Origin of the sequence: Bacillus sp. SH5-2 (assembly GCF_008368905.1) — a bacterium.
GTDB lineage: Bacteria > Bacillota > Bacilli > Bacillales > Bacillaceae_G > Bacillus_A > Bacillus_A luti.
The window spans coordinates 30,228-54,378 of record NZ_QOSD01000002.1 but is presented as its reverse complement, the minus strand read 5'-3'; the positions used below and the strand labels follow the sequence as shown (position 1 = coordinate 54,378).

General features: G+C 31.5%; 26 protein-coding genes and 4 pseudogenes. 12 read left to right on the top strand and 18 right to left on the bottom strand.

The annotated features are described in order from the left end of the window. Positions 1 to 45: 45 nt before the first annotated feature. Genes DN410_RS01945 through DN410_RS01935 form a run of 3 tightly spaced genes read left to right on the top strand, consistent with a single transcriptional unit; the run spans position 46 to position 1,586 of the window. Positions 46 to 576, top strand: a complete 531-nt coding sequence (locus tag DN410_RS01945; protein WP_149175098.1) for a GNAT family N-acetyltransferase — start codon at positions 46 to 48, stop codon at positions 574 to 576. Between the two features lie 13 nt (positions 577 to 589). Beyond that, positions 590 to 1,111 carry a YfiT family bacillithiol transferase gene (locus tag DN410_RS01940; protein WP_000999077.1) on the top strand — a complete coding sequence of 174 codons (522 nt, stop codon included), beginning with the start codon at positions 590 to 592 and terminating at the stop codon, positions 1,109 to 1,111. Between the two features lies 1 nt (position 1,112). Continuing rightward, entirely contained in the window at positions 1,113 to 1,586 is a 474-nt protein-coding gene (locus DN410_RS01935; RefSeq protein ID WP_149175097.1) for a GNAT family N-acetyltransferase, read from the top strand. Between the two features lie 121 nt (positions 1,587 to 1,707). On the opposite strand, the gene DN410_RS01930 is transcribed toward DN410_RS01935, so the two are convergent. Then, positions 1,708 to 2,085 carry a PH domain-containing protein gene (locus DN410_RS01930; protein WP_149175096.1) on the bottom strand — a complete coding sequence of 126 codons (378 nt, stop codon included), beginning with the start codon at positions 2,083 to 2,085 and terminating at the stop codon, positions 1,708 to 1,710. A 179-nt stretch (positions 2,086 to 2,264) separates the two neighbouring features. Between DN410_RS01930 and DN410_RS01925 the strand changes: the two genes are divergently transcribed. From DN410_RS01925 to DN410_RS01910, 5 genes and pseudogenes are all read left to right on the top strand, one after another. Then, positions 2,265 to 3,116, top strand: coding sequence for a patatin-like phospholipase family protein (locus tag DN410_RS01925; RefSeq protein WP_149175095.1), 852 nt, complete (start codon positions 2,265 to 2,267; stop codon positions 3,114 to 3,116). 12 nt (positions 3,117 to 3,128) lie between these two features. After that, a pseudogene (locus tag DN410_RS01920) lies at positions 3,129 to 3,501 on the top strand (YxiJ-like family protein). A 135-nt stretch (positions 3,502 to 3,636) separates the two neighbouring features. Continuing rightward, positions 3,637 to 4,830 (top strand): annotated as a pseudogene (locus DN410_RS01915) (alpha/beta hydrolase); the annotation flags it as partial. A gap of 24 nt (positions 4,831 to 4,854) precedes the next feature. After that, positions 4,855 to 5,262, top strand: a complete 408-nt coding sequence (locus DN410_RS28245; protein WP_255446637.1) for a DnaJ family domain-containing protein — start codon at positions 4,855 to 4,857, stop codon at positions 5,260 to 5,262. Positions 5,263 to 5,340: 78 nt separating this feature from the next. Further along, positions 5,341 to 6,156 (top strand): YwqG family protein, encoded by an 816-nt coding sequence (locus tag DN410_RS01910; protein ID WP_149175094.1) that lies wholly within the window; start codon positions 5,341 to 5,343, stop codon positions 6,154 to 6,156. Between the two features lie 710 nt (positions 6,157 to 6,866). Here DN410_RS01910 and DN410_RS01905 read toward each other — a convergent pair. From DN410_RS01905 to DN410_RS01895, 3 genes and pseudogenes are all read right to left on the bottom strand, one after another. Then, entirely contained in the window at positions 6,867 to 7,262 is a 396-nt protein-coding gene (locus tag DN410_RS01905; protein WP_149175093.1) for a RidA family protein, read from the bottom strand. Positions 7,263 to 7,425: 163 nt separating this feature from the next. After that, positions 7,426 to 8,508 (bottom strand): annotated as a pseudogene (locus tag DN410_RS01900) (hypothetical protein). Positions 8,509 to 8,643: 135 nt separating this feature from the next. Continuing rightward, positions 8,644 to 9,621, bottom strand: a complete 978-nt coding sequence (locus DN410_RS01895; RefSeq protein WP_149175092.1) for an LAGLIDADG family homing endonuclease — start codon at positions 9,619 to 9,621, stop codon at positions 8,644 to 8,646. 293 nt (positions 9,622 to 9,914) lie between these two features. On the opposite strand from DN410_RS01895, the gene DN410_RS01890 reads away from it, so the two are divergent. Then, positions 9,915 to 10,877: an MBL fold metallo-hydrolase gene (locus DN410_RS01890; RefSeq protein WP_149175091.1), complete on the top strand. Its 963-nt coding sequence runs from the start codon at positions 9,915 to 9,917 to the stop codon at positions 10,875 to 10,877. Between the two features lie 206 nt (positions 10,878 to 11,083). Here DN410_RS01890 and DN410_RS01885 read toward each other — a convergent pair whose 3' ends face one another. The 13 genes and pseudogenes from DN410_RS01885 to DN410_RS01830 all read right to left on the bottom strand — a co-directional run bounded on the left by DN410_RS01885 (position 11,084) and on the right by DN410_RS01830 (position 19,979). Next, positions 11,084 to 11,596: an NUDIX hydrolase gene (locus DN410_RS01885; RefSeq protein WP_149175090.1), complete on the bottom strand. Its 513-nt coding sequence runs from the start codon at positions 11,594 to 11,596 to the stop codon at positions 11,084 to 11,086. Positions 11,597 to 11,618: 22 nt separating this feature from the next. Beyond that, positions 11,619 to 12,749 carry a DNA polymerase III subunit beta gene (gene dnaN / locus DN410_RS01880; protein ID WP_149175089.1) on the bottom strand — a complete coding sequence of 377 codons (1,131 nt, stop codon included), beginning with the start codon at positions 12,747 to 12,749 and terminating at the stop codon, positions 11,619 to 11,621. 30 nt (positions 12,750 to 12,779) lie between these two features. Continuing rightward, positions 12,780 to 13,223 carry an NUDIX hydrolase gene (locus tag DN410_RS01875; protein WP_149175088.1) on the bottom strand — a complete coding sequence of 148 codons (444 nt, stop codon included), beginning with the start codon at positions 13,221 to 13,223 and terminating at the stop codon, positions 12,780 to 12,782. 224 nt (positions 13,224 to 13,447) lie between these two features. Further along, positions 13,448 to 13,864 carry a GNAT family N-acetyltransferase gene (locus DN410_RS01870; RefSeq protein WP_149175087.1) on the bottom strand — a complete coding sequence of 139 codons (417 nt, stop codon included), beginning with the start codon at positions 13,862 to 13,864 and terminating at the stop codon, positions 13,448 to 13,450. 178 nt (positions 13,865 to 14,042) lie between these two features. Beyond that, positions 14,043 to 14,339 (bottom strand): annotated as a pseudogene (locus DN410_RS01865) (cadmium resistance transporter); the annotation flags it as partial. 49 nt (positions 14,340 to 14,388) lie between these two features. Next, positions 14,389 to 15,597 (bottom strand): L-lactate MFS transporter, encoded by a 1,209-nt coding sequence (locus DN410_RS01860; RefSeq protein WP_149175086.1) that lies wholly within the window; start codon positions 15,595 to 15,597, stop codon positions 14,389 to 14,391. A gap of 285 nt (positions 15,598 to 15,882) precedes the next feature. Beyond that, entirely contained in the window at positions 15,883 to 16,026 is a 144-nt protein-coding gene (locus DN410_RS27780; protein ID WP_000653324.1) for a hypothetical protein, read from the bottom strand. Between the two features lie 30 nt (positions 16,027 to 16,056). Continuing rightward, positions 16,057 to 17,073: a serine hydrolase domain-containing protein gene (locus tag DN410_RS01855; protein WP_149175085.1), complete on the bottom strand. Its 1,017-nt coding sequence runs from the start codon at positions 17,071 to 17,073 to the stop codon at positions 16,057 to 16,059. 100 nt (positions 17,074 to 17,173) lie between these two features. Then, positions 17,174 to 17,440, bottom strand: a complete 267-nt coding sequence (locus DN410_RS01850) for a heterocycloanthracin/sonorensin family bacteriocin (protein WP_149175084.1) — start codon at positions 17,438 to 17,440, stop codon at positions 17,174 to 17,176. 183 nt (positions 17,441 to 17,623) lie between these two features. Beyond that, the gene (locus DN410_RS01845) at positions 17,624 to 18,070 is read right to left on the bottom strand and encodes an NUDIX domain-containing protein (RefSeq protein WP_149175083.1); all 447 of its coding nucleotides are present in this window, start codon (positions 18,068 to 18,070) and stop codon (positions 17,624 to 17,626) included. A 25-nt stretch (positions 18,071 to 18,095) separates the two neighbouring features. Next, positions 18,096 to 18,434: a divalent cation tolerance protein CutA gene (cutA, locus tag DN410_RS01840; RefSeq protein ID WP_149175082.1), complete on the bottom strand. Its 339-nt coding sequence runs from the start codon at positions 18,432 to 18,434 to the stop codon at positions 18,096 to 18,098. A 30-nt stretch (positions 18,435 to 18,464) separates the two neighbouring features. After that, entirely contained in the window at positions 18,465 to 18,923 is a 459-nt protein-coding gene (locus tag DN410_RS01835) for a GNAT family N-acetyltransferase (protein ID WP_149175081.1), read from the bottom strand. Positions 18,924 to 19,067: 144 nt separating this feature from the next. Then, positions 19,068 to 19,979 (bottom strand): DMT family transporter, encoded by a 912-nt coding sequence (locus tag DN410_RS01830; RefSeq protein ID WP_149175080.1) that lies wholly within the window; start codon positions 19,977 to 19,979, stop codon positions 19,068 to 19,070. Between the two features lie 151 nt (positions 19,980 to 20,130). Between DN410_RS01830 and norG the strand changes: the two genes are divergently transcribed. Next, complete coding sequence (norG, locus tag DN410_RS01825) at positions 20,131 to 21,564, top strand: efflux pump transcription regulator NorG (RefSeq protein WP_149175079.1); 1,434 nt, start codon at positions 20,131 to 20,133, stop codon at positions 21,562 to 21,564. Between the two features lie 44 nt (positions 21,565 to 21,608). Here the strand turns inward: norG and DN410_RS01820 are convergent, their stop codons facing one another. After that, complete coding sequence (locus tag DN410_RS01820) at positions 21,609 to 22,139, bottom strand: DUF4269 domain-containing protein (protein ID WP_149175078.1); 531 nt, start codon at positions 22,137 to 22,139, stop codon at positions 21,609 to 21,611. Between the two features lie 160 nt (positions 22,140 to 22,299). On the opposite strand from DN410_RS01820, the gene DN410_RS01815 reads away from it, so the two are divergent. Together DN410_RS01815 and DN410_RS01810 are read left to right on the top strand one after the other, a co-directional pair. Beyond that, on the top strand, positions 22,300 to 22,761 hold the full coding sequence (locus DN410_RS01815) for a DUF2306 domain-containing protein (protein ID WP_149175077.1): 462 nt from the start codon (positions 22,300 to 22,302) through the stop codon (positions 22,759 to 22,761). A gap of 592 nt (positions 22,762 to 23,353) precedes the next feature. Next, positions 23,354 to 24,070: a hypothetical protein gene (locus DN410_RS01810; protein ID WP_149175076.1), complete on the top strand. Its 717-nt coding sequence runs from the start codon at positions 23,354 to 23,356 to the stop codon at positions 24,068 to 24,070. Positions 24,071 to 24,151 lie beyond the last annotated feature (81 nt).

Below are 24,151 nucleotides of genomic sequence, written 5' to 3'. Positions count from 1 at the left end.
AAAAAGAATATATAACAGTTAGTAGATATAGAAGGGGTAATCGAGATGAAAATATACATAGAACAATTAAAGAAACACGATGCGAAAGATTTATTTACGTTTGAACTTACGAATAAGTCTTTTTTTGAAACAATGGTACCAAATCGTGGCTCGCAATATTTTGATTTTGAATATTTCCAAAAACTACTAGATGATTTATTAATAGAACAGGCGGATGGAGATTCTTATTTTTATATAATTCGCAATGAAGAAAAAGAAATTGTAGGACGAATAAATTTAGTAGATATAAATTCGGAAACTCGAATCAGTTCGTTAGGTTATCGAGTCGGAGAAAAGTTTACTAAAAAAGGAGTCGCAACAGCAGCTGTAAAATTAATTTTAGACGTAGCGAAAAATAATAAAATTAATGAAGTTCATGCTAAAACAACTACTAATAATCTCGCATCACAAATTGTATTAGAAAAAAGCGGGTTTTCTTCTTATCATAACGAAGCAGATACAACATCTGTAGAATTAAATGGAGAACATGTGAAATTTGTACATTATATATGGAGAAATACTTCGCGTTTATTATAAGGGGGACTTATTCATGAATGATTTACGTTATCCAATTGGGCAATTTACATACAAACGTCCTATAACTGAAGAAATGATTGATACATGGATTCAAGAAATTGAAGATTTACCTAATGAACTAACGAAGGCAATCAAAGATTTAGATCAGAAACAGTTAGACACACCGTACCGCGTTGGTGGATGGACGGTTCGGCAAGTAGTCCATCACGTTGTGGATAGCCATATGAATAGCTATATACGTTTTAAATTAGCACTAACAGAAAAGAATCCAACGATTAAACCATATAAAGAAGAAAAGTGGGCAGAATTACCTGATTCTAAATTACCAGTAGATGTTTCACTAGTAATGTTAGAGTCATTACATAAAAGATGGGTTAACCTTTTATATTCTCTAGAACTTGAAGATCTAGAAAAGACATTTAACCATCCAGAGACTGGCGAAACAAAACTTGCTGCTGCAATTGGACTATACGCATGGCATGGTCGCCATCATACAGCTCATATTACCTCGTTAAGAAAGCGACTTAATTGGTAACATGGAGATTACATTAGAGAAGGCGACAGAAAGTGATGCAGCAGTTTTATTTCAAATGCAAATAGACTCATTTAGCCCTTTATTAAATAAATATAAAGACTATGAAACAAATCCAGCAAATGAATCTATTGAAAAAACTATTTTAAGGATAAATAATCCCAGCAGTAATTTTTATAAGATGATAATAGATTCGAAACTTGTTGGAGCGATATGTATATCCAAAAAAGAGCTACCTTATAAATTTTGTATTAGTCCAATGTTTATTCATCCAATCTATCAAGGGAAAGGAATCTCTCAGAAGGTACTTATTTTAATTGAAGAGATGTTTCCAGAAGCACGGAGTTTTGAACTTGCTACAATTTTAGAAGAAGAAAGAAATTGTTTTCTATACGAAAAAATGGGGTATAAAAGAACAGAAGTAATAAAGAAATTAAATGATAAAACTACACTTGTTTTTTACAAAAAAGAAAGGTAAAGCATTTGAAATACGCTTTACCTTTTTATGTTATTTTAGATTAAATATACAAAATTAATGTATATTATTCCAAAATAATCGGGTTAGTAATTTTACAAATGAATAAACATGCACAAATTAACTATTTCGTCGTATATGTTACCAATGCTTTTTGAATGCTTAAAACACTATCGTCACCTTTAAATTCTTTCGTAATTGGCGTGCTCAAACTAGATACCCAAATTTTAAGTTCAGCATCTAAATCAAAATGTCCAGCCGTTTCAATGCTGAATTGTGTAATGCTTTTATAAGGAATAGAATGATACTCTGTTTTTTTACCTGATATTCCTTGTTTATCTACTAAAATAAGACGACGATTTGTAAATACGATTAAATCACGAATTAATTTATAAGCATGCTCAACTTTCTCATCATCTAACATAATCTTCTCTAAATCACGTTCAACGCTCTCTGCACTCGCGTTTGATGCGTTTCCTAAAATACCACTAAATAAACCCATATGAAATTCCTCCTTTAATATCTATGGAATGAGTTACTTATATTGTACCATGTTACTAACTTAGAGATTATGACATTACTTTAGTAGTTTTTGGTTATTGTTGCAATTAGTTTATATAACCTCATCTTAAAATCTTGTGCTAATATAAAAATAAGAAAAATGAAGCAGAGGGATATAACATGAAGAATACCGGTTTAGTATTAGAGGGCGGAGGAATGAAAGGTTTGTATACTGCAGGCGTACTCGAATATTTTATGGAAAAGAACTTATTCTTTCCCTATGTAGTCGGCGTATCGGCTGGAGCCTGTATGGGAGCAACTTATTTATCACGTCAAAAAGGAAGAAATAAAAAAGTAAATACAGAGCTAGTAGCAGATCACCGTTATATATCTTATCGAAATTTGATTCGAAAACGTGAATTATTCGGAATGGATTTTTTATTTGATGAAGTACCTAATAAAATTGTACCATTTGATTTTCAAACTTTCTTAAACTCAAATGAACAGTTTGTCATAGGGACGACTGATTGCGAATCAGGACAGGCTATTTATTATAATAAAACAGAACACGGAAATGATATTTTAAAAATCATTCGTGCCTCAAGCTCTGTACCGTTTATAGCACCTGCTGTAGAATACGATAATCGAAAGTTGTTAGATGGAGGAATTATAGATCCTATTCCAGTTCTAAAAGCTCAAAGTGATGGTTATGAAAAGAATGTCGTTATCATGACAAAACCAGAAGGATACGAAAAGCAGCGGAATAAATTTTCTGGACTGGCTAAAATTTTATATAGAAAATATCCGAATATCGCAGAATCTTTAGTAGAACATTATCGTTTTTATAATGAGACGATATCTTATATGAATCAAATAGAACAAAAAGACAACTTTTATGTCATTCAACCAAGTGTACAACTTCCTATAAGCGGTATAGAGAGAAATAAAGAAAAACTCGTTAATTTATATAATCTTGGGTATACAGATGCTCAATATCATTATGAAAACTTATTAAATTGGATAGAGAAATAAAGGGGTGGAAATTTGAAGTTAGGAAAACAAATTATTTTTAAGGAATTGCAGAACATGCATAGTCCACTTCATAAACCGTTTCCTTATAGTGCTACAGCAAAATTGCAGCGAAACTTAAAAAGTAAATGTACCGAAGATGACTGTATAAACGTTGATTTTAATCATTATTGGATGCATACAGCAGCAACTTTAAGTTCTGTACTAAATGGAGACGAACAGAACATTATGTTTCAGCAAATCAAGTGGTTAAAGAAATCGTTTTTTTGAGTGGTTTCCGCAATATCGTTTTCTAGAAACAGAAATTGTTAAGTATCCCATTTTGTATAGAGATTTCATGAATTATGAGAAGACCCGAAAACTATTACTTTATTACCTTACTGAATAAAAGCAAAAACGTACAGGTTACATTACTTGTGCGTTTTCTTGTTCACAAAATATACAATAGTAACAACTTGTTTATATAGGAATTCTTATGATAAAAAAGAAGTACATATAGAGTATTACGAAGGAGGGAAGAGGAGTGCACTCAATAATAAGTCCTAAGTTAGAGGAACTTAATAGTCAATTAAAAAATGGAAACGAGAAAGCTTTTAATACTTTTTTGTATGAAATAAAGTCAAATAATACGCCACTAATAGAACAATGTCCAGAAGATGATCAGTATAAGCTTATCACGTATATATGGTTAGGGAATCAAAATACTGAAAACGTTTATGTATTCGGTGTTTTTCCTGGTTGGGATCTGTCTGTAAATCAATTGCAACAGTTGCTACATACAGATATTTGGTTTAAAACGTTTAGAACGGATAAGACATTTATTTCAACTTACTATTTTTCAGTGAATGATTTTTTTGAAAATGATTGGATAAAACGTAGTGAGCAGTACGAACTAGACCAATTTAATGGAAATACATTTGGAGATAGCGCCAATAAAACATCTGTATTAAAAATGGGTATAGAAATGCAATATGATAGTCGATTCAGTTTAAACCAATATCCATCTGGAGAGATTGAGACTTATTCATTCTATAGTTCAATTTTAAATAATACACGTAAAATCCATATTTATACACCTCATAATTATTCTCATAGTTCCCATCCTCATGAACTTCTCATTGTATTTGATGGGAATTCATTCATTAATAACCTTTCAATCGCAAAAACACTTAATTATTTAATTTACGAAAAAGAAATCCCGTCTTGTATTGCTGTTGCTATAGATCCTGTTGATCGACTAGCAGAGTTAACCTATAACGATAAAATGAATACATTTCTAACAGTGGAATTAATTCCTTGGATTCAAGCTAAGTATCACGTATATCAAGAAGCGAAACATACAACAATTGCAGGTTTCAGTCTTGGTGGCTTAGCAGCTTTTTATGCAGCACTTCTAAATCCACATATTTTCGGAAATGTGTTGTCAATGTCTGGATCTGTACATTGAAAAAAGGATAATTATGAAAATACAATTCCTTGGATTGAAAATCAAATTTCATCAATAGATTCTGATGCGACTCATCTTTGTTTTTACATAGCAGTAGGAGAACTTGAAAACGAACCTCTTTTAACAGTTAATAGACGCCTGTACAGAGCTTTCAAACAAAATAAATACCAAACCACTTATGAAGAGTTTCGAGGCGGTCATGACAGCGTGTGGTGGCGAGAAAAGTTATTCGATGGATTAAAGGCATTGAAATTTACAAAAACGACACTAAAAAATAAAAAGGAGAGGGAATCTATGAATCACGAAGAACTAGATAAAAAACTAAAAAAGCAAGAGATTTTAGTAAAAGATGAGAAAGTTTGGTCCTATACGTATGAGGATCATATCAGTTCTATCGTTAAAGAGGCAGAAAAGAAAGGGTCATTTGATAATTTACCTGGTAAAGGGAAACCTCTTAATCTTGATAAAGATCTTTCGTACAATCCCGAAAAGCAATTGTATAGAACGTTAAAGAATAATCATGTGTTACCTAGATGGATTGAGCTTTCAAAGGAAATTGATAATTTAAAAGAAAAACTAAAAGAACATACAAAAACGGCAGAAGCAGCGAATCTAATTCAAACTATTAATAAAAAGGTTTTAGAACATAATCTACTTTGTCCACCAAGTGCGCAAAAAACGAGGGTAAAAACGGACTTTTAACAATTTTCAATGCAGCCATCTCTTGCTATATAATTAAGTAAGGCATTTTCAATTCATTATTAAAGGGAGGCAATTGTGATGAAGAATACGTATCAACTTCAAATTCCGAAAGAACTAGAGCAGTATCGTAGTATTTTAGAAGAAAGTGTAAAACCGTATATTAAAGTGTCTGGAACATTAGCAGAGACAACTCTTTTTGAAAGTAAGTTTGGTGGTTATCCGTATTTACCTATAGATCAAGAGCATCCTAAAGATTCAAATGGACAACCTATGATGTTACTTGCACAGCTAAACTTTGAAGAAATTCCGCATGTTGAATATATGCCTCAAAAGGGAATGTTACAGTTTTTCGTAAGTGCTGATGATGAGCTTTATGGAGCAGATTTTGATCATCCAACAATCCAAAAAGACTTTCGAATTATTTATCATTCTACAATTATAGAAGATTTAAATAAGGTTATTACTGATTTTAGTTATTTAAACATTTTAGAATTAGAGGATTTTATCATACCTGAAGCAGCGAAACTACAGTTTGAATTGGGTCATCAACCCGTAACATCAAGAGATTATCGATTTGAAAAGATTTTTTGTGAGGATATTGATTGGGAAGCCATCGTTGATAAAGAAAACAATACAGAATTAGGCGAACTATATGATGATTTATGCGAAGATCAAGGGCATAAAATTGGTGGTTATCCATTTTTTACACAGACAGATCCAAGAGAATGGGAAGAAAAATACAAACAGCATGATGTGTTATTGCTGCAAATTGATACAGACGATTCATTAAATATTATGTGGGGCGATTCTGGTGTTGCTAATTTCTTTATAAAAAAAGACGATTTGTTAAATCTAGATTTTTCCAGTGTTATTTACAATTGGGATTGTTACTAAAAAGTTATCAATAAAATACCAGCAAGCTAAAAAATCTTCCTGAAGGTAAGGGAGATTTTTTGTGTTAAAAATAAACGTTATGTTAACTAGAGTGTAGAACAATGAGTGCATTAAAAGTCAAGCGTAAATAATAGAAATAACAACAAATAAAATAAAGTTGTAAAACGTGTGTACATAGCAATAAATTCATTAAGGAAAACATAAAATAAAATTATTAATTTATATTTTGTATAGAAATAATTTTTCCGAATAAAAATTTCTTGCCGATTAAAAATGATTTGGATTCGTTAATTCTTAAGCAATTATTGATTGAGAATTGCTGTGATGGATTTATAGCAAAATAAACGATAAAAAGTTTAGAAATCCGTTTAGATAAGATTTTATGCACATCTCACTAAAAATCTCTGTTTCGTCTCATTAAGTATAGTTTACTTGGTTTTTGATACCTGAGATTGCTTTGTTTCTATAACTACCTATAATATATATTATGTTAACTGGTTAAAAATAATAAACTTATTAAATGTTAGTTTGGATTGTATGCTCCCCCTATTCTTTGGAATTAATCCTGTGTGATGGATTGTGTGGTTATTTGTTGTTGATTATAAGGTCTCTAGATATAAATTATATTTAATACAATAAAAAATACAATTCGTTTAAAATGAACGCATTAAACGAATTGTATTGATATGATTGCGAATGCGTTTTTGAAATTAGTTTGCTACAGCAATCGCTTCGATTTCAATTAATAAGTTATCGTTAATTAACTTCCTAACTTCTACAGCTGAACTTGCTGGTGGATTCCTAGTGTCAATGTATTGATCTCGAATATCTCTGACAATGGCCATTTGAGAAATGTCTGTTAAGAAAAACGTTAATTTTACTACATCATTAAAGTTTAAATTTGAAGTTTCTAATGCACATTTAATATTTTCGAAAACTTGTCGTGTCTGTTTAGCTAAATCACCAATGCCGACTATTTGACCATCAGTGTTAATCGCTACTTGTCCAGATATGTAAATTGTTCGTTTAGCATTACTAACTTCGACTACATGTGAATATCCGAAAGTTGGTGGCATTGTTTTTGGATTGATAAATTTCTTTTGCAAGATTTTTCTCCCCTTTTAATATCTCATTTTCTTTATATATTAGATTTTAATTCATCATCTATTTACAAATTACTAAATATTCCCCATACAATTAGCTGCTACATATGTGAAATTATATAAGTCGCTTTTATTTAAAGTTCGTTAAATTAAGTTTGCAATAGATTTAATGGATTATGTACGTTTGATTTTTTTGAACACTAGTTATAATTACACCTTTTCTTATTAATTCTTTAGTTACTTTTGTATAGAAAAAATGATACCACCAGATAAAAAACTCTTCATAAGTTATTTCTTGTAAGTATCTGCTGCTCGCAAAGTATTTTTTTAAAGGTTTATCGTTTTCTTTAAGTAATAAGACTAAATCTTCACTGATTGTGTTTGCAATTTCGTTAAGTATAAATAAGTCTGTTGATTTAAATACAGGGATAACAGGTTGTGAATTTTGATATAAGCCTAATTTTTCGTAAACTACGTTTAAATGTAAGTCTTTTTGTCTATCTGCTGCTACGAAACTTTTTACTAATTGCTTTTTCTTATAATTAATATCAGTATTAGTATTTTGAAAATGTTCTTCAATTGTTTCATTATTTGCTGTTATTAAATTTAAAGTTGAATATCGAGTATTTCCATAAAGTCCAATTTGAACTTCTCCTAAATCTAAATACGTATTACCATACATCCCGAAAGCTTCTTTATCTGCTAGTTCTTGTTCTTGAATCGCATAATAATATCTTTTCTTATTTCTTAAAGGTCGTTTCTTTTTTAATTAGTTTTCTTCAATGTAATTTATTTGTCCAAAATCTAATAACACACCACTATACAATAAAAGACTATAAGATTCTTTAGATAAATGATTAAACGTGTCGATTCTTTTTGAAATAAATTCAATTTGATTTGAATGATTTTCAATGATCTTAAGTGTTGGTTTAATTAGAGGTTCACAAAGGTTATAAAGCTTTCTTCCTTCACAAGCTGTTATCACCATACACGTTGGATAGTATATCCCTCCCGTTTTTTTCAACAGCCCCTCTACTTCTAATGAATTAACATGCTCTTCAAATTCCTCATTCGTCCAACTTAGCATCATTTTTATAGCATTTGACTCAAAATCAAAATGGAGCATTACAAGTAAATATTGAAGTTTCGTCCCTTTTATTTTTATAGATGGCCAATTATCTCCAGACGAAATCATTTTTGCTTCATAAGCTGTATGTAATATATTCTCCGGACTATTATTAGTGGGCATTTCATATCCCCTCCCTTACTAGTAAATTCATTGTAAAATCTATGTATTTACTAAGTTCTATAAACGAAAATAAGTATCCTCTAATAATCTCAAATTAAAAACCTTAGCATAGATATACTAAGGTTTCTTGCATTTTTATAATGAATGAATTCTTTCATAGTCTTTTTTAAATTGATTATCATGTTTTAACCAACGTTTAAAAGTTGATTCGCTTATTTCTAAATTAGAACAAGCTGTACCAATACATTTATTTTTCATATATTCCTTAAGAAAATTTTGTTTTCTCTGCTTAACAGCAGCTTGAGTTCTTTTTAGTTTTCGATCTTTTAATTGATCTAGACTTAGACTTTCTTTCTGAAATTCTTCATATTTTCTACGCAAATAAATATCTTTGTCTTTAGAAATCCAATTTGAAAATAGTTGTATTAATTTTCTACCGGTTAAAATGACGCGATAATGTTTATTTTGATTTAGTAAATCGGTTGGTAAATTTTGATTTTGTAGTATTTGATTTAAAGAATTCATAAAATTATATGATCCACCTACAAAACTAACTGTATAAGTTTCATAATTGGCGTAACCATCCCCATCAAAATACCCACGAACAAAATGATGTAAATACTCTTCTGGTACGCACGGAAATTCGATGTTAAATGATTTACATGGCATGATTCCATGTATGTTCATAAGATCGTCTTTTATTGTTTTGCTATTAATGTTTAGCATATATACACCTGTTTCTTTGTTTTGGTATAGTGGCTGGTTTGTTTTTAGTTCTTTTTTTATATCTTCTAAAATGTAACTTTCTTTTTGTGATATACTGACGCATTGATTTTCTTTTTGTATGACACCATCTGCTGTTATAAACCCTAATATATAAGCCATGTTATTTGACCAAGTTTTAAAATAATTTTCTGTTATGTCATACTTTCTCTTCCAACTCCCTATAGCGCGTCTTGGAACGTTATTGTCTGTTAAAACCATACGTATATACCTAGCAGACACATTAGCAAGCATAGCGATTTCTGAGGTGCTCTTCCCTTCTGCATACAGATGAATAATTTCAGGTTTTGATAGTTTACATTTTGAATTCTTTTTTCTCTGTATTTGCACTTACATCCTCTCCTCTCTCTTACTAATTAGAGACATATTTTCTTCTTTAACATACAACGAAACGTATGTTCTTTGTTACTTTTAAGAATGAATTTACTCAATTAAAACAATTTACATTTACTTAATATTGATTTTATCTGCTGCATGGTTTGTATTTTATATATACGAATAATGAATTTGACGAATTTATGAAATGTACTTCATTTAAGATGAAAGATAAAATGATATAGTTTACACTACAAATAGCTACAATAACAACATACGTATATTGTTAAACGTAAAAAGGAGAACGAATGAAAAAGAAATATATTAATCAAATTCACACTGATGTAAGTTTTAAACCGAAAGATATTATAGGTTTAATGACTGATTACTTTAAAATGAAAACTAAGCTGCGTCCTATGAAAAATTTACCTATTGTTTTATCGAATAAAGATAATGGGTCTTTAGAGAGCGTTACGTGGTTTGGTCATTCTGCGTCTCTTTTAAAAATAGAAGGTAAAAAACTGTTATTAGATCCTATGCTTGGAGATGCTTCTTCCCCATTCCCAGTCTTTAATAGTAAACGTTATAGTGGTACGTTTTCTTTAGAACGTGAAGATCTTCAAGAAATTGATGCGATTATCATTTCTCATAATCACTATGATCATTTAAATTATAAAAGTATTATGCAATTAAAAGATCGTGCAAAGCATTTCTATGTTCCGACTGGAGTTGCACAATATCTTATTAAATGGGGTGTTTCACCTAGTAAAATTAGTGAACATAATTGGTGGGATGAAATTACGTTTGATAATATTAAGTTAGTTTGTGCTCCTGCAAGACATTTCTCTGGACGAAGTATGACAGATAGAGATTGTTCGTTATGGTGTTCATGGCTTATTCTCGGTCAAGAAACAAAAATCTTCTTTAGTGGTGATAGCGGATATGCGCCTCACTTTAAGGAAATTGGTGATAAGTATGGTCCATTTGATCTTACATTAATGGAATGTGGGCAATATGATACACGATGGTCTGCTATTCATATGTTGCCAGAAGAGACGGTACAAGCTCATATTGACGTTAAAGGAGAATTATTACTTCCGATTCATTGGGGTGCTTTTACATTGGCATTACATGAATGGAGTGATCCTATTGAACGTGTTACGAAAGAAGCAAAACGTTTAGGAGTTAATATTACAACGCCGCAAATCGGTGAATCCATTACGTTAAAATCTAAAGATTATCCCTCAGCAGCTTGGTGGCGTGAAGTTTAATTATAAATATAAAAAAGAGCGAATCTTTTTATTAGAGATTCGCTCTTTTTTATGTATTTAATTTTTTTCTTCTTTAAATTTATTACTTTAATAATTTCATCTGCCTCACATAAAATTCTGTAACAAATAACGTAAATTATTCTATTTCCTCAAGCATTTTCAGTTTAGTATTCGAAATCAATTACAAATTATAATTGCAGTTTCGTTTATATATTATGTATAGAATCTATCGAACCGTCCTGCTTAACCAATTCTTCATTCCTGTAATCTATTAATTTATGATTAGATAAAATAAAATTGTGTTCTAATATTAATTCATTATGTAGGAATTCAGGTAATAATTTTGGTAACATCTCTCCTACACCGTAATTATAGTCACTTAATATCCAGGACACACTTTTCCAATCTAAAATCCCTTCGGATACTTTTTTAGGTGTGGCATATGTAAATTCATACGGTAATTCTACGACATAAACATACATGCCACCAGAGTATGAAGAGTCCTCCCACTTAATAATTCCTTTAAATTGAATTTGATCTTGCTTAACATCTATATTTGTTTCTTCTTTTATTTCACGAATCGCATTTTCTAACGGTGTTTCCCCTGGTTCTATCTTCCCTCCTACCCCGTTCCACAATCCTTTTACAGGGTCATATTCTCTATTTAGCATGAGTATTTCTTCATTTCTTTTTATAAAACATAAAGTGTGCTTGTACATAATGTAATTCCTTCCTTCGTTCTTAATAAGCTCTCACTGGTGATATAAGATGAATAGCTGTAGATTGCTCTCCTGCTTCAATTAATATCGGTCTCATAGAACCACCAAAACTTAAAGTAACAGTTTCTTCTTTTATTGCTCTTAAAGCATCAACCATAAATCGTCCATCGAAAGATATATTTAATTGTTTTTCACCACGAATGGTATCTATTTGTTGTGTCTCAGATATTTTTCCGATTTGAGAAGCATTAGAAGAAACTTTAATAGTGGATTCATTGATGATTTCTAAGTTGACGTTGTTATTCGCCCATTCACTTGCTAATAAACTTGAACGATCTACACCTTGTAAAATCTTTTTTCTATCCATGTGAATAACCGTTTGAAATTCATTTGGAATGAGGTTAGATATATTAGGATATTTCCCTTCAATCAGTCTTGAATATAACGTAGTTGTGCCGAATGTAAAAATAATATGGCTTTCTGAAAGATAAATAGAAACGAATTCTACATTGTTGTTTATTAATTTTAAAAGCTCATTAACGGTTGCGCTTGGTACAATACAATTGGCTTTCATATTAGTAGAAATTAGCGTTTCCCGTATAGCTAGTCTATGAGAGTCAGTTGCAGCGCAAATTAATTTACCGTGATCCAACTCGATATGTACTCCGGTAAGAACGGGTCTAGATTCATTTTTAGCTACCGCAAAGGCCGTTTGTTTAAATGCTTCAATTAATTGTTCGGTTTCCATTTGTATTTCTACATGATTATCTATTGATGGTACGTTAGGATACTCATCTGCTGGAAAGCCATTTAAGTTCAAAGTGATTTCTTCTGATTGTATAGTAATTGTTTGTTCATTCTTACTTTTTATTACTATATCATTTGGCATTTTCTTTATAATTTCAATGAAATATTTTGCAGGTACAACAATAGTTCCTGCTTTTAAAATAGTTGTAATTTGTTCGTCATCTATGGAACTAGGTATAAATTTTTCGATGAAAATATTCGAGTTACTTGCAATTAAAGTAATTCCAGATTGATCTGCTATTATTTTGATACCAGATAAGATAGGAATTAAAGCTTTTGTCGATATGGCTTTACTTACTTCTGAAAGTGCTTGAGTGAAGTGTTTATGATTAACGATAAACTCCATTTTTCCCCCGCCTTATATGAAATGATATTTTTATGTTGATTGATGAATGATTGTTCCATTAAAAATGTAAGGTACTGTTTCTTTCTTTTGTAAAATGTCTAGTAAATGTTCTGGTATACGTAAATACGGTGCTGCTATATGAAGTTCCATCCAAGTAATCTCTTCAATTTCTTTTGGCCTGGATATATATGTCTCTCCGCCGATTATCTCGCCTGAAAAATTAAAGAAAATGGCATGGTGGTCTCTTTCCTCGAAAAAGGCTTCGCTGATAGAGCAAATCCCGTTTACAGATATATGTAGTCCTGTTTCTTCTTTCACTTCTCGAATTACTGCCTCTTCTAACGTTTCCCCGAATTTAACTGCGCCGCCTGGTAATGTGTAATAAGAACCATTCTTCCCTTTGTTTTTTACCATTAAGATCTTTTCGTTTGTTTTATCGTATAAAAGTGCATATGTAACATTTACTTTTTTCATCTAAGTCCACCTCTAATAATGGGAATTTTCTATCTTTGTTACATTCTACCATTTAATCGTTTTAAAATATAAAAAAGTTAATTGAGTATTTCATTTATCTTCTCTTAGCAAAGTTAATAATCGATAGTTCTTCATTACAAAATAAAAAAGAGCGTATTTTGAAATTGATTGTTCAACGTACGCTCTTTATGCTCTAATTGATTCATTTTTGGATTCTATATACTTTATAACCTTTTTTCTAAATAGTATCGATTGTGCCCCTTAGGATTGTCTTCACTTACCCCAATTACTTTATATCCATACTTTTTATAAAAATCAGGTGCCTGAAAACTAAAAGTATCTAAATTGATTAACCTGCACTCTTTTTCAATTGCAAATTCTTCAATAAGTTTTATTAACTTGGTTCCATAGCCTTCGTGTCTATATTCTTCAGAAACCCACAGGAAATCAACATGTACGTGGTGCCAAAATGTAATTGCAGTTATTCCACCTACTATTTCTTCTTTTTCATTTTTAACTATAAAACTAATTTTTTCTGAAGGCTTTTTCTCTTCATCCGAAATATGTTTTTGATTATATTCAATTACTTTTTCTCTTATGTAATCACTATCCTCCTGGACCCATTGTTTTACTATTTTCATTTTAATTATCACGCTCCTTTTATGGTATCTATTCAATTTAATAATCGTAATCTCCTGTCTAACTTAAAAGTTGTAGGTCACTGTTTCAGTTCACTAAAATAAAGAAAAGCCCTATCTGTAATAAGGCTTTATACGTTGTTCAATCCATTTTAATAAAAGCGTCCGTTAGTTCAACATTTTAATTAAATAATGCAATTGTATCGCTGCGAAAAAGAATGAATATTCCTAAACCAATTAGAACAATTGGAACTATAATATGACAATTGTTCTCAAGTACTTTAGCTAAAATAGGAGCTCTTATCAATGTGTAGCTAATAAAACACCATATTGCTATCATGGAAAAAAAGATAATTAATGTAACGATATTTGCTTCCAAGGTTTGACTAGCGAACATTGGTATATAAATTGAGATATTGTCTGCTCCATTAGCTAATGTAATCGCAGCTACTTTAAATAATGAGCCAGAAGTGTTATCAAAATGTTTTGTAATAAAAAAGAGCCCTATATTAGGACTCTTTTTAGTATTACGCTACTTTCCCATGTAAATGTTTTAGTTCCTTTTTCTTCTCTGCTTTTGGTGGACGAATTAATATCGAAATAATGAAGGAAATAACGCTTAAAACACCAATTATAATAAAGGTCGGTTTAAATCCACCAAGTAATGCTCCGATGAATGCTCCTGCAAGCGCACCAAATCCGAACCCTTGGTATACAATCCCGTAATTTGTACTATGGTTTTTTAAACCGAAGTAATCTCCAACAATGGCTGGGAATATTGTAATATTACCACCAAAGCAAAAGGCTACGCTAGCTACACAAGCGAAATAAATCCCGTAATTTAGTGGAATGAAACTTAATGTAAAGACTGACAATCCAATAATAATAAACGTTGCAGAGACAATTTTCATTCGACCAATTTTATCTGATAGCGTTCCAAGAATGATTCTACCTACTGTATTAAAGATTGCAATCATTGCGACGGCGTTAGCAGCAGTTGCTGCGCTAAGTCCAACGAGCTGTACCCCAATATCTTTTACCATACCAATTAAATACAGACCACCCATACACGACGTAAATAGCATGAAAAACAAGAAATATACTTGTTTCGTTCTCATCATTTCACGCGGCGTATAATCATTGTGTAATGTTTCTGTTACTGTGTTACTTACAATTGCTTCACGTAAGAAGAACGATCCAATTAATACTAAAAGTAAGACGATAATACCCCAATATAAAAATGCTTGTGATACACCAAGGCTGTCGATAAGATTCCCGTTTACATATCTAAAGATTAGGCTCCCCATTCCGTATGCTGAAACAGATATACCAGAAATAAGCCCTTTTCGGTTTGGAAACCATTTAATTAAATTTGATAGTGATGTAATGTAAGCAGTTCCATCTGCATAACCAACAACGACACCAGCTAATAAATATAGTAATGGCAAGGAAGAAACTTGTGAGCTAAGTATTAAGCCGAGTCCCAGAACAATCCCTGCAGTAGCGATGAGTTTACGAAGTCCAAATTTTTTCTGTAACTTTCCCGCAAATAAGGTTGAAAATGATAAAGAAAAGCTTGTTATGGAGAAAGTTATCGCAACGGCATTAAGGTTCCATCCAAACTTACTGACAAGGGGTTGATTAAATAAACTCCATGTATAAATTGTTCCAAGGCCAATTTGAACAATGATTGTGCCTAAAACAATTAGTAACGGATTTATAGTGGTTTGCTTCATACTAACTGTCCCCTTCTATTATCTTGACATGAATTTTCACAGTTAGTATAACCATCATAAAATGCAAGATACTGTGCGGAAAATGGAAATTAAGTTCATGCACACAAAAAGACACTCCATAATGAAGTGTCTTTTTGCAGGTTATATACAGATATATTTCAAGAAAGCTTTGTTAAGATAAGACATTTTCAAATGCTTATGTATATAGGATATCAAAAGATTTCTTTCATGTGATGGGACTTAAGATGTATTTTTTATTCATCATATAGTCCGATGAACGAATAATTAGTATTCAATTTCATCAAAATCCTTCGGCTGCGGTACTGTTTGCATATTAGCTGCATCTTTTGGATCGCTATAAATTGCATTTTGTTCTGTATTTACATCTTTAATGTTTTGCTTTTTGTTTTTATTTATTTTATCTTTCATTTTTTTCACTCCTTTTCAATATAGGAGTAATTATGCCCTATTACTGCTACGAAATGTATCTGCGACTAAATTGCTAAATTCACGTAAATAATATAAATAATTATCACCGCCATAGTTATATCTTTTATTATACATTTTCGCAACAACTACATTATATTCAGGTATTACTAATATAGTTGGTCCCGTAATTCCTAATATTTGATACGATCCTTTTGGTACGCGTTCACCAAGTTCACTTAATTGTGCAGGTTCATTTTGAACGAACCAAAACAAGCCATTTTGTGGTAGCTCTTTATTTACATATGTTGGACTCTGCAAACTCGTAGCGATTTTTATAACTTCTTTTGGAACAATTTGTTTATCATCTATCATACCTTGATTTAAATGAAGATTGCCCCACTGCGCAAATTCTTTAGCTGAGACAAATAAATTTTTTTCAGTACCATCATCTACCGTACCAATTTCACTAATTGCGTCTTCATTTGGATTATTAACAACGTCAACTAAATTTTCATCTTGCTGAACTCTCCAACCTGTTTCTTGAAAATTAGCAGGTCTAAACACACGCTCTCTTAACAATTCAGGAAAACTTTTGTTATATAGCTGATAAATAAGACGTGTCATCATTCTTACATTAATATCTCTATACGCCCAAGCTTGTCCGGGTTCAAATTCACGAAAAATTGTCCCGTCATCCGTTTCTTCTAAACCGTGCGAATGTGTTACTAAATGTCTTATCGTTGTTTTACCAAGCAATGCAGGATCAAAGTCTTTAAAATATTCTATCGCTTCATCATCAATAGAGTTTATTTTCCCCTCGTAAAGCGCATATGCTATCATTAATCCTAAATAACTTTTTCTCGCAGAAGCAACATTGAACTGGGAAGATGCTGTTACCTTTTTACTTTTAGATGTATTTGAATGGTATCCACTATAATGCTCTAGTACAATTTTGTTATCCTTTATAATACAAAGTGCTGTAGCAGAACTATGATTTTTCTCTTTTATATTCTCCACCCAAGAAATCAACTTATCATATGTATACAAATAAATCCCCCTCAATACGCATAAAAATTACAGCTTGAAAGAAAAGTGCAAAATAGTTTTCACACCTTTCTTTCAAGTAAATAGCTTTGATATTCTATACTTAAATGATCCACCAGTTCCAGCAATTAAAACAACTGAAACATCCAGCGCAACCTATGCATCCGCCGCAACGACCTGCACAACCACCACATCTACCGCCACATCCGCCACAGCGTCCACCACAACCCCCGCATCCGCCGCAACGACGTGCATCGTCTTGAATGTAGTAGTATGGATATTGACTTTGTTGTTGATCCCAATACACAACATTACCAGACTGATAATCATTAAGGTTTAATGATTGTAATTCTTGTTGAAACTGATTCATTACGAAACCCTCCATTTATTAAAATAAAATTCTGTCCAAATATTAAGTTTAATTTAGAAACAAGGCTATAGACTAAATGCGTACATCAACAAAATATGAACTTACACTAGGTGATGTACCTTGTTTTGCAGCCTATTTTCTTTATATCCTTTCAATGGACGAATTTACTATAAATAGAGTGATTTAAAAATTGCTAATCCAACAATTTAGTAGTTCATCACTTAATTTTCTTTCTAGTAATTCTTTAACTGAAGGCATTGGCATAATTTTATAAGTATTTAAAGATTCCTTATTATAATCTATCCAGTGAAATGCTAAATGAGATTCTCTAGACTTTGGTGTTAAATCAATATGTAACTCTTGTGAATCTACTTCAAAAATGTGGTTAATTTCATGATGAAGCACTTCTTTATCTTTCCATTGGTTTTCTATGACCCCTAAAAACCGTTTTATACTACAATTTACTCCGAGTTCTTCTCGTAACTCTCTTATTAATGCATTCTCTGCTGATTCTCCAATTTCAACATGGCCACCAGGTAAAAAATAATGATGACCAATATATTCAGCAACTAGTAATTTTTTATCTTTTATTATAACAGCCCGTACAATATGATGGAATTTGCTTTTCAACTTATATTCCTCCTAGGTATTCAATTTATACTTGCTCAAAATAGTCATTTAGTATCGGTATAATATAAATCATAGGTGTTTCATACGGATGAATATTATTAATAACTTCAAGAGCACCTTTTACAAGTTCACGTTTACACTTTATTTCAACTTTACATTCTTGCCCTTCGCATATTTGACCAATTTCCCCATTATAAGGTGATGCTCCCTCTAACGGTCTCCAGTATCCTTTTACTGAACTAAAAGAAAGACAATGGTCATATTCTCCAGTTTTACAAGCGCCAATTTTATTTAACGCATCCCTTAACATTTCAATGTATTCTTCAGGAATAAATACTTCGATTTTCACTTCAGTAAATTGCACAATTCATTTCACACCTTTACTACATCATAGTTAAACGAATAAACGATATACTTGCTCACCATCATAATCATGTCCCAATGATTGAAAACCATAATGTTCATATAGTTTCTTTGCAGAGATATTATCTTTATGTACTGTTAATCTAATTTCTTTACACGCCTTAAACGTATTTTTTATTAAGTATATACTTTCTTGTAATGCCGCTTTTCCATAGCCTTTACCTTGCTGCGTTTGATCAATAATAAATCCGTTAATCCAATACATATTTGTTGTCTCTTTTACAACAGCATGCATAATAAAACCAACCATAAGATCACCATCATATATTGCAAATGGTATGTATTCTACATTCTCGCCATCTGGTTTTATATATACTTTAGCAAGTGAGACTGCTACAGCCGGAACAAATTTTCTTTGATTTTCTTTAACTTGTAACTTTAATGCATCTTCCCAATTCTCTCTCGTAACAATCTTTAACTGGATATTCAATATTGTAAGCTCCTTTATTAAGTGGATATATTTTTATATTCAACGTAGTGAAATAATCCCCTTTTTCGACAACGGCTTTTAACTAACTTTTTATAAAGCTAAGTTGGAACTTGAAATGTGTTGAAATATTATTGTGAATAGAATCTACCTTGTTGTATTGAAGTGTTTTTCACTCTCAATTTCTTTCTTTAATGATACATGCGCAATTAAAACCCCGAGTATAGTAATTCCACCGCCAACTATCGAAACAAAAGTCGGTACTTCACCTAACCACGTCCAAGCAATAAAACATGCAGTTACTGGAGTTAAATATAGAGAACTTGTTGCCTCCGCAGCACCAGCATGAGATATAATATATGCCAATGCAATATACGGGAGTACTGTTGGAAATAACCCTAAATATATAACGCTCAAATTAACTTCAAGAGGAGCTGCTAGTATTTCTTGATAAATTCCTGGTGAAAAAATAAGCATACATACCGTACTAGATAAAATTGTATATATGGTAAATGGCAAGAAACCGTACTTTTTTAAGTAAGATGATTGGAAAACGAAAAATAGGCTTTCGGAAATCGCTGCTAATAATATAAATAATCCCCCACTATTTAATTGAATAGCATCTCCTTGACTAAATGATATGAAAGCAATTCCTATAAAACTAATTACACCTCCAATCCAACCATTTAATTTCATTTGTTCTTTTAAAAAAACAGAAGCTAGAATTGCTGTTACTATAGGTGTGACTGAAACAATTAAACTTGCAGATCCAGCATTTACTGTTTTTTCGCCATAGTTTAATGCAATGTGATAAAAAGTAAATCCTAAAGTACCAAATATAAAAATTGCTGGGATATCTTTTAATTCAGGTAGTCGTAACTTATATAAAAAGGAAAACAAAAGAAGTACAAATGAAGCAATTAATAAACGTAGTAAAGTCAGATGCTCAGGTGTATAAGATTCAAGCCCCATACGAATTGCCGGAAAAGCAGATCCCCATATAAGAATCGTAAAAGCGTGAGCACATATAATACGTAAATCCCATTTTTTATTATGCATGTTGTCTCTCCCTCCCTAATAAACCAACCATTTTCAAATTACCAATTATTTCTTTTCATCATATTTAATAGTTGATACAATGTCTTCAACCAGTTTTTTATCGTAAAAACCAACCACTTGGCATTTTTTAAGTGAACGAGGGAGTTTGTTTATGACAAATAGTAAAAAACTGCCTAAGTATCGGCAGATAGTAGATTATATGAAAGAAAAAATTGAAAACAGAGAATGGCCAATTGGAAGTAAGATCCCTAGTCAAAGGCAGTTAGCAAAATTATTTCAAGTAAATCGTAGCACTGTAATAACTGCACTAGATGAACTTATGGCTGATGGCTTGATTCAAGGGAAAATTGGAGCAGGAACAATTGTAACGAATAATACATGGTCATTATTAGCAACGAATCCCCCGCCTGATTGGAGTGAATATGTAAAGGCCGGTATTCATAAACCCAGCAAGTTAATGGTACGAGAAATAAATGAAGCAGAAGCAAATAACAAACTTATCCATCTTAGTAAAGGTGAACTTGCGCCTCAACTTTTTCCACTAAAAACAATGCAGTCCATTATGAAAAAAGTAAGTGAGGAATTAGATTATTTTGGATATGAGGAACAAAAAGGGTTTTATCCGTTACGTGAAGCAATAAGTAAATACGTAAAATCATTTGGAATACATGCATCACCGAGTTCCATATTAATCGTCTCAGGTGCATTACAAGCATTGCAATTAATATCAATTGGTCTTTTACATAGAGAGTCAACCGTTTTACTTGAACAACCTTCTTATTTATATTCACTTCATATATTTCAATCAGCAAATATAAATCTATCTGGTATATCAATGGATCCTCACGGTATCTTATCTAACGAGTTATTAAAACGCATTAAATATAGTCATAAGAAAAACATTTTATATTCAATCCCTTGTTTTCAAAATCCAACAGGGGTATTAATGTCTAAAGAGCGAAGAAAAGAAATATTAAAAATATGCGAAAAGGAACAGTTACCTATTATTGAAGATGATATTTACCGCGAGTTATGGATTGATGAACCACCTCCAGTTCCTTTAAAGTCGATAGATAAACATGGACATGTATTATATGTTGGTAGCCTATCTAAAACACTTAGTCCTGGACTTAGAATTGGGTGGATTATCGGTCCAGAGCCTGTTATTGATAGATTGTCAGATATAAAAATGCAAACAGACTATGGATCGAGTTCATTATCTCAAAGAGTTGCTGCTGAATGGATAAATAAAGGTTTTTATGAGGAACATGTAGCGAACGTAAGAATTAAACTTAAAGAAAGAAGACAAATAATGATACAAGCTTTAGATAAGTATTGTGCAGATATTGCTACCTGGGATATTCCAAGTGGTGGATTTTTTATATGGTTAAAGGTAGTACCTATCATTCCGATGAAGAAATTATTTTCAGAGGCACTATCAAAAGGAATTCTTTTAAACCCAGGACGTATCTATGAAGAAGAATCAGATCAGTACATTCGTTTATCATATGGATATGCCTCTTCAGAACAAATCACTAACGGGATTAAATTGTTGAGTGAATTAATTCGTAAGCTAACGGCATAACAAAAACTCCTCTTTTTCTATAGAGGAGTTTTTGTGTATTTTATTTACCATAATCTCATTTCCTGTCCTAATAAAATAAGTCCTTCATAAGGATCCCCGTCAATGTTTAATACTTGAGCAAAAGCAGGTTCTGTTTTTAAACCTTTTTCTTTTAAAAGAATTACTTCTTCCCTTATATGTGGATGCTCCATTAATAGCATGTGTTCTACAATCATATGTTTATATGCATTTTGGTTACGCACTGGCTTAGGTTGAGCAAATAATCCAAATTCAAAACCTTTAAAATTGAAATTCACTTTTATCGATTCGGTATTTTTAATTTTTTTCTTTTTTATTTCGAATCCTTCATAAGAACCATATAAAGATCTCATTTCCTGTTCAAAAGCATTAAATTTATGTACTTCCATTACAATATCTAAGTCAGATTGAGGAGTATCAATTCTTATAGGGATTGTCCCGCAAAGAACTGGATCATATAAAGATAGATCCTCAATTATGTTTAGTTCATTCAAAACATCGTATACTTTTTGTTGTTTGTCATTCCCATATTGTAAATATGTAATAGATGTAAACATTGAAGTCGCTCCTTTATTTCACGTAATACGTACCTCACTAAATTTAAGGAAAATTTGTTCTAGGAGTACCTTTATTTCAATATATTAAGACGAATAAACAATATGTTTCAACTTTTCTCCTATACTGCAATACTATAAAAATAAAAAAGGTGGAATTATTATGAGCATTTTCAACATTCTTTTGACCATCCACATACTATTTGGAACAATATGCTTAATCACCGGTATTGTAGCGATGGTTGCTCAAAAGAAGAAAGGAAAACATACGGAATGGGGCGAAATATATCATGCATCCTACGTTGTTGTCACAATTACTGCAATAATACTATCCATTATGAACTGGGACAAAATCGCATATTTATTTTATGTAGCAATTTTCTCTTATGCTTTTGCGATTTATGGCTACCTTGCACGAAAAAAACGTTGGAAAAATTGGCTTCACCACCATATTAGAGGTATGTTAGGCTCTTATATCGGTGCCGTTACCGCACTATTAGTAAACATAGGTATTCATATTCCCATAATTAATTTATTGCCGCCTATATGGTTTTGGTTTTTACCTACATTAATCGGTATTCCTCTCGTAGCCAGTGTATCAAAAAAATATAAAAAGCGTAGTTAAAATTCATTACATTTTCGTTACTTTCTGATTATTATTATAAAAAATCATACTCAATGTAATATTTTATTTATAAATTCAAGATCGTATTGCTTTAAGTTAGTCATTTAGAGCTAAATAAAAAGAATCCAATATAAGTCTTGGATTCTTTTTCGAATTTCATTTCAATGTCGGCTCTATGTATTCAACGATAAATCACTCTTTGCGCCCTAGAAGAATTAAAAATGATATAACGTTGTCGGAATGAAAAAAGTGGTATATAATAAATATTAACATTACTAGTAATTATTTTAGGTATTCCTAGAATAAAGGAGCGATACATATGAAAATTACTATTTATTTCGGAAGTCATGAAGATCAAGATGTTCGTACTATGGACTGTCATTTAGATGTAGAAGATACAGAAGAGATTGTTTCTGTATCATAATATAAATAGTTGGGATGAACCCTCTTCCCTACAACGTTTAAGGCACCTTTTTATAGGTGTCTTTTTTGTTGTTTTTTCGTCAAAAACCCTTTACTTTAGAGCCTTTTAATAGTAAAATATAAATATACGAACAAACGTTCTTTTTTTATTTTAATTGTACATGAAGGGATGATTTTTACAATGGCTCAAGCAAAGCGCAGAGGAAGAAAAAAGCAAACACCTATTATTTCAAATACAGGCTTTATCGGCTCTGTCTTTATTGATACATTGGAGTTACAAAAGAAATCCTATTATTTCGCCCGTAAAAAACTTCAAATTGTTCATCACGTACTAGATGGTCTCTCCGGGGCAACAAGTTCTCTATTTAAAGAACATAATATTTCAGCATATATGTCGTGTGTGTATTTATATAAACAAAAGAAAATCGGCTTTGTTCTTTCAACGAAACCATTTGAACAAAGTGACGGTGTTGCTTATTTTGTAAATTATTTAATCGAAAAGAATTTTTACGGTAATCATGACGAAGATGTAGAATATCAAGAAGTATTTAATACAGGTTTTATCGGTGTAGTATTCGCCGATTTATGTAGTATAGATCGTTTTAATTTCGAGTTTGAAATGGGTATGTTAACAAAATTAATGAAAGATATGATTATACCGGTTAAAGAACTCTTTTTACGCCATAATGTACCGGCTTATATCTCCACTTCTCATTTAGAGGAACAAAACAAATTAGGTTTCGTTCTATCTGTAAAACCATATGATGAACGTGCAGAGGCAGATTTATATTTTGAAGCGTATTTAAAAGAACGCGGGTTATTTATTGGTGATGAAGAAGATGATATTGATAAGATTGTTATTAGAAAAACAGCTGAATTACGATAGATAGGCGCAGGATGATAATCCTGCGTTTTTTAAGTTACATTAAACACTAATCATTCTCGCCCATCGACTCGCAACAATTCA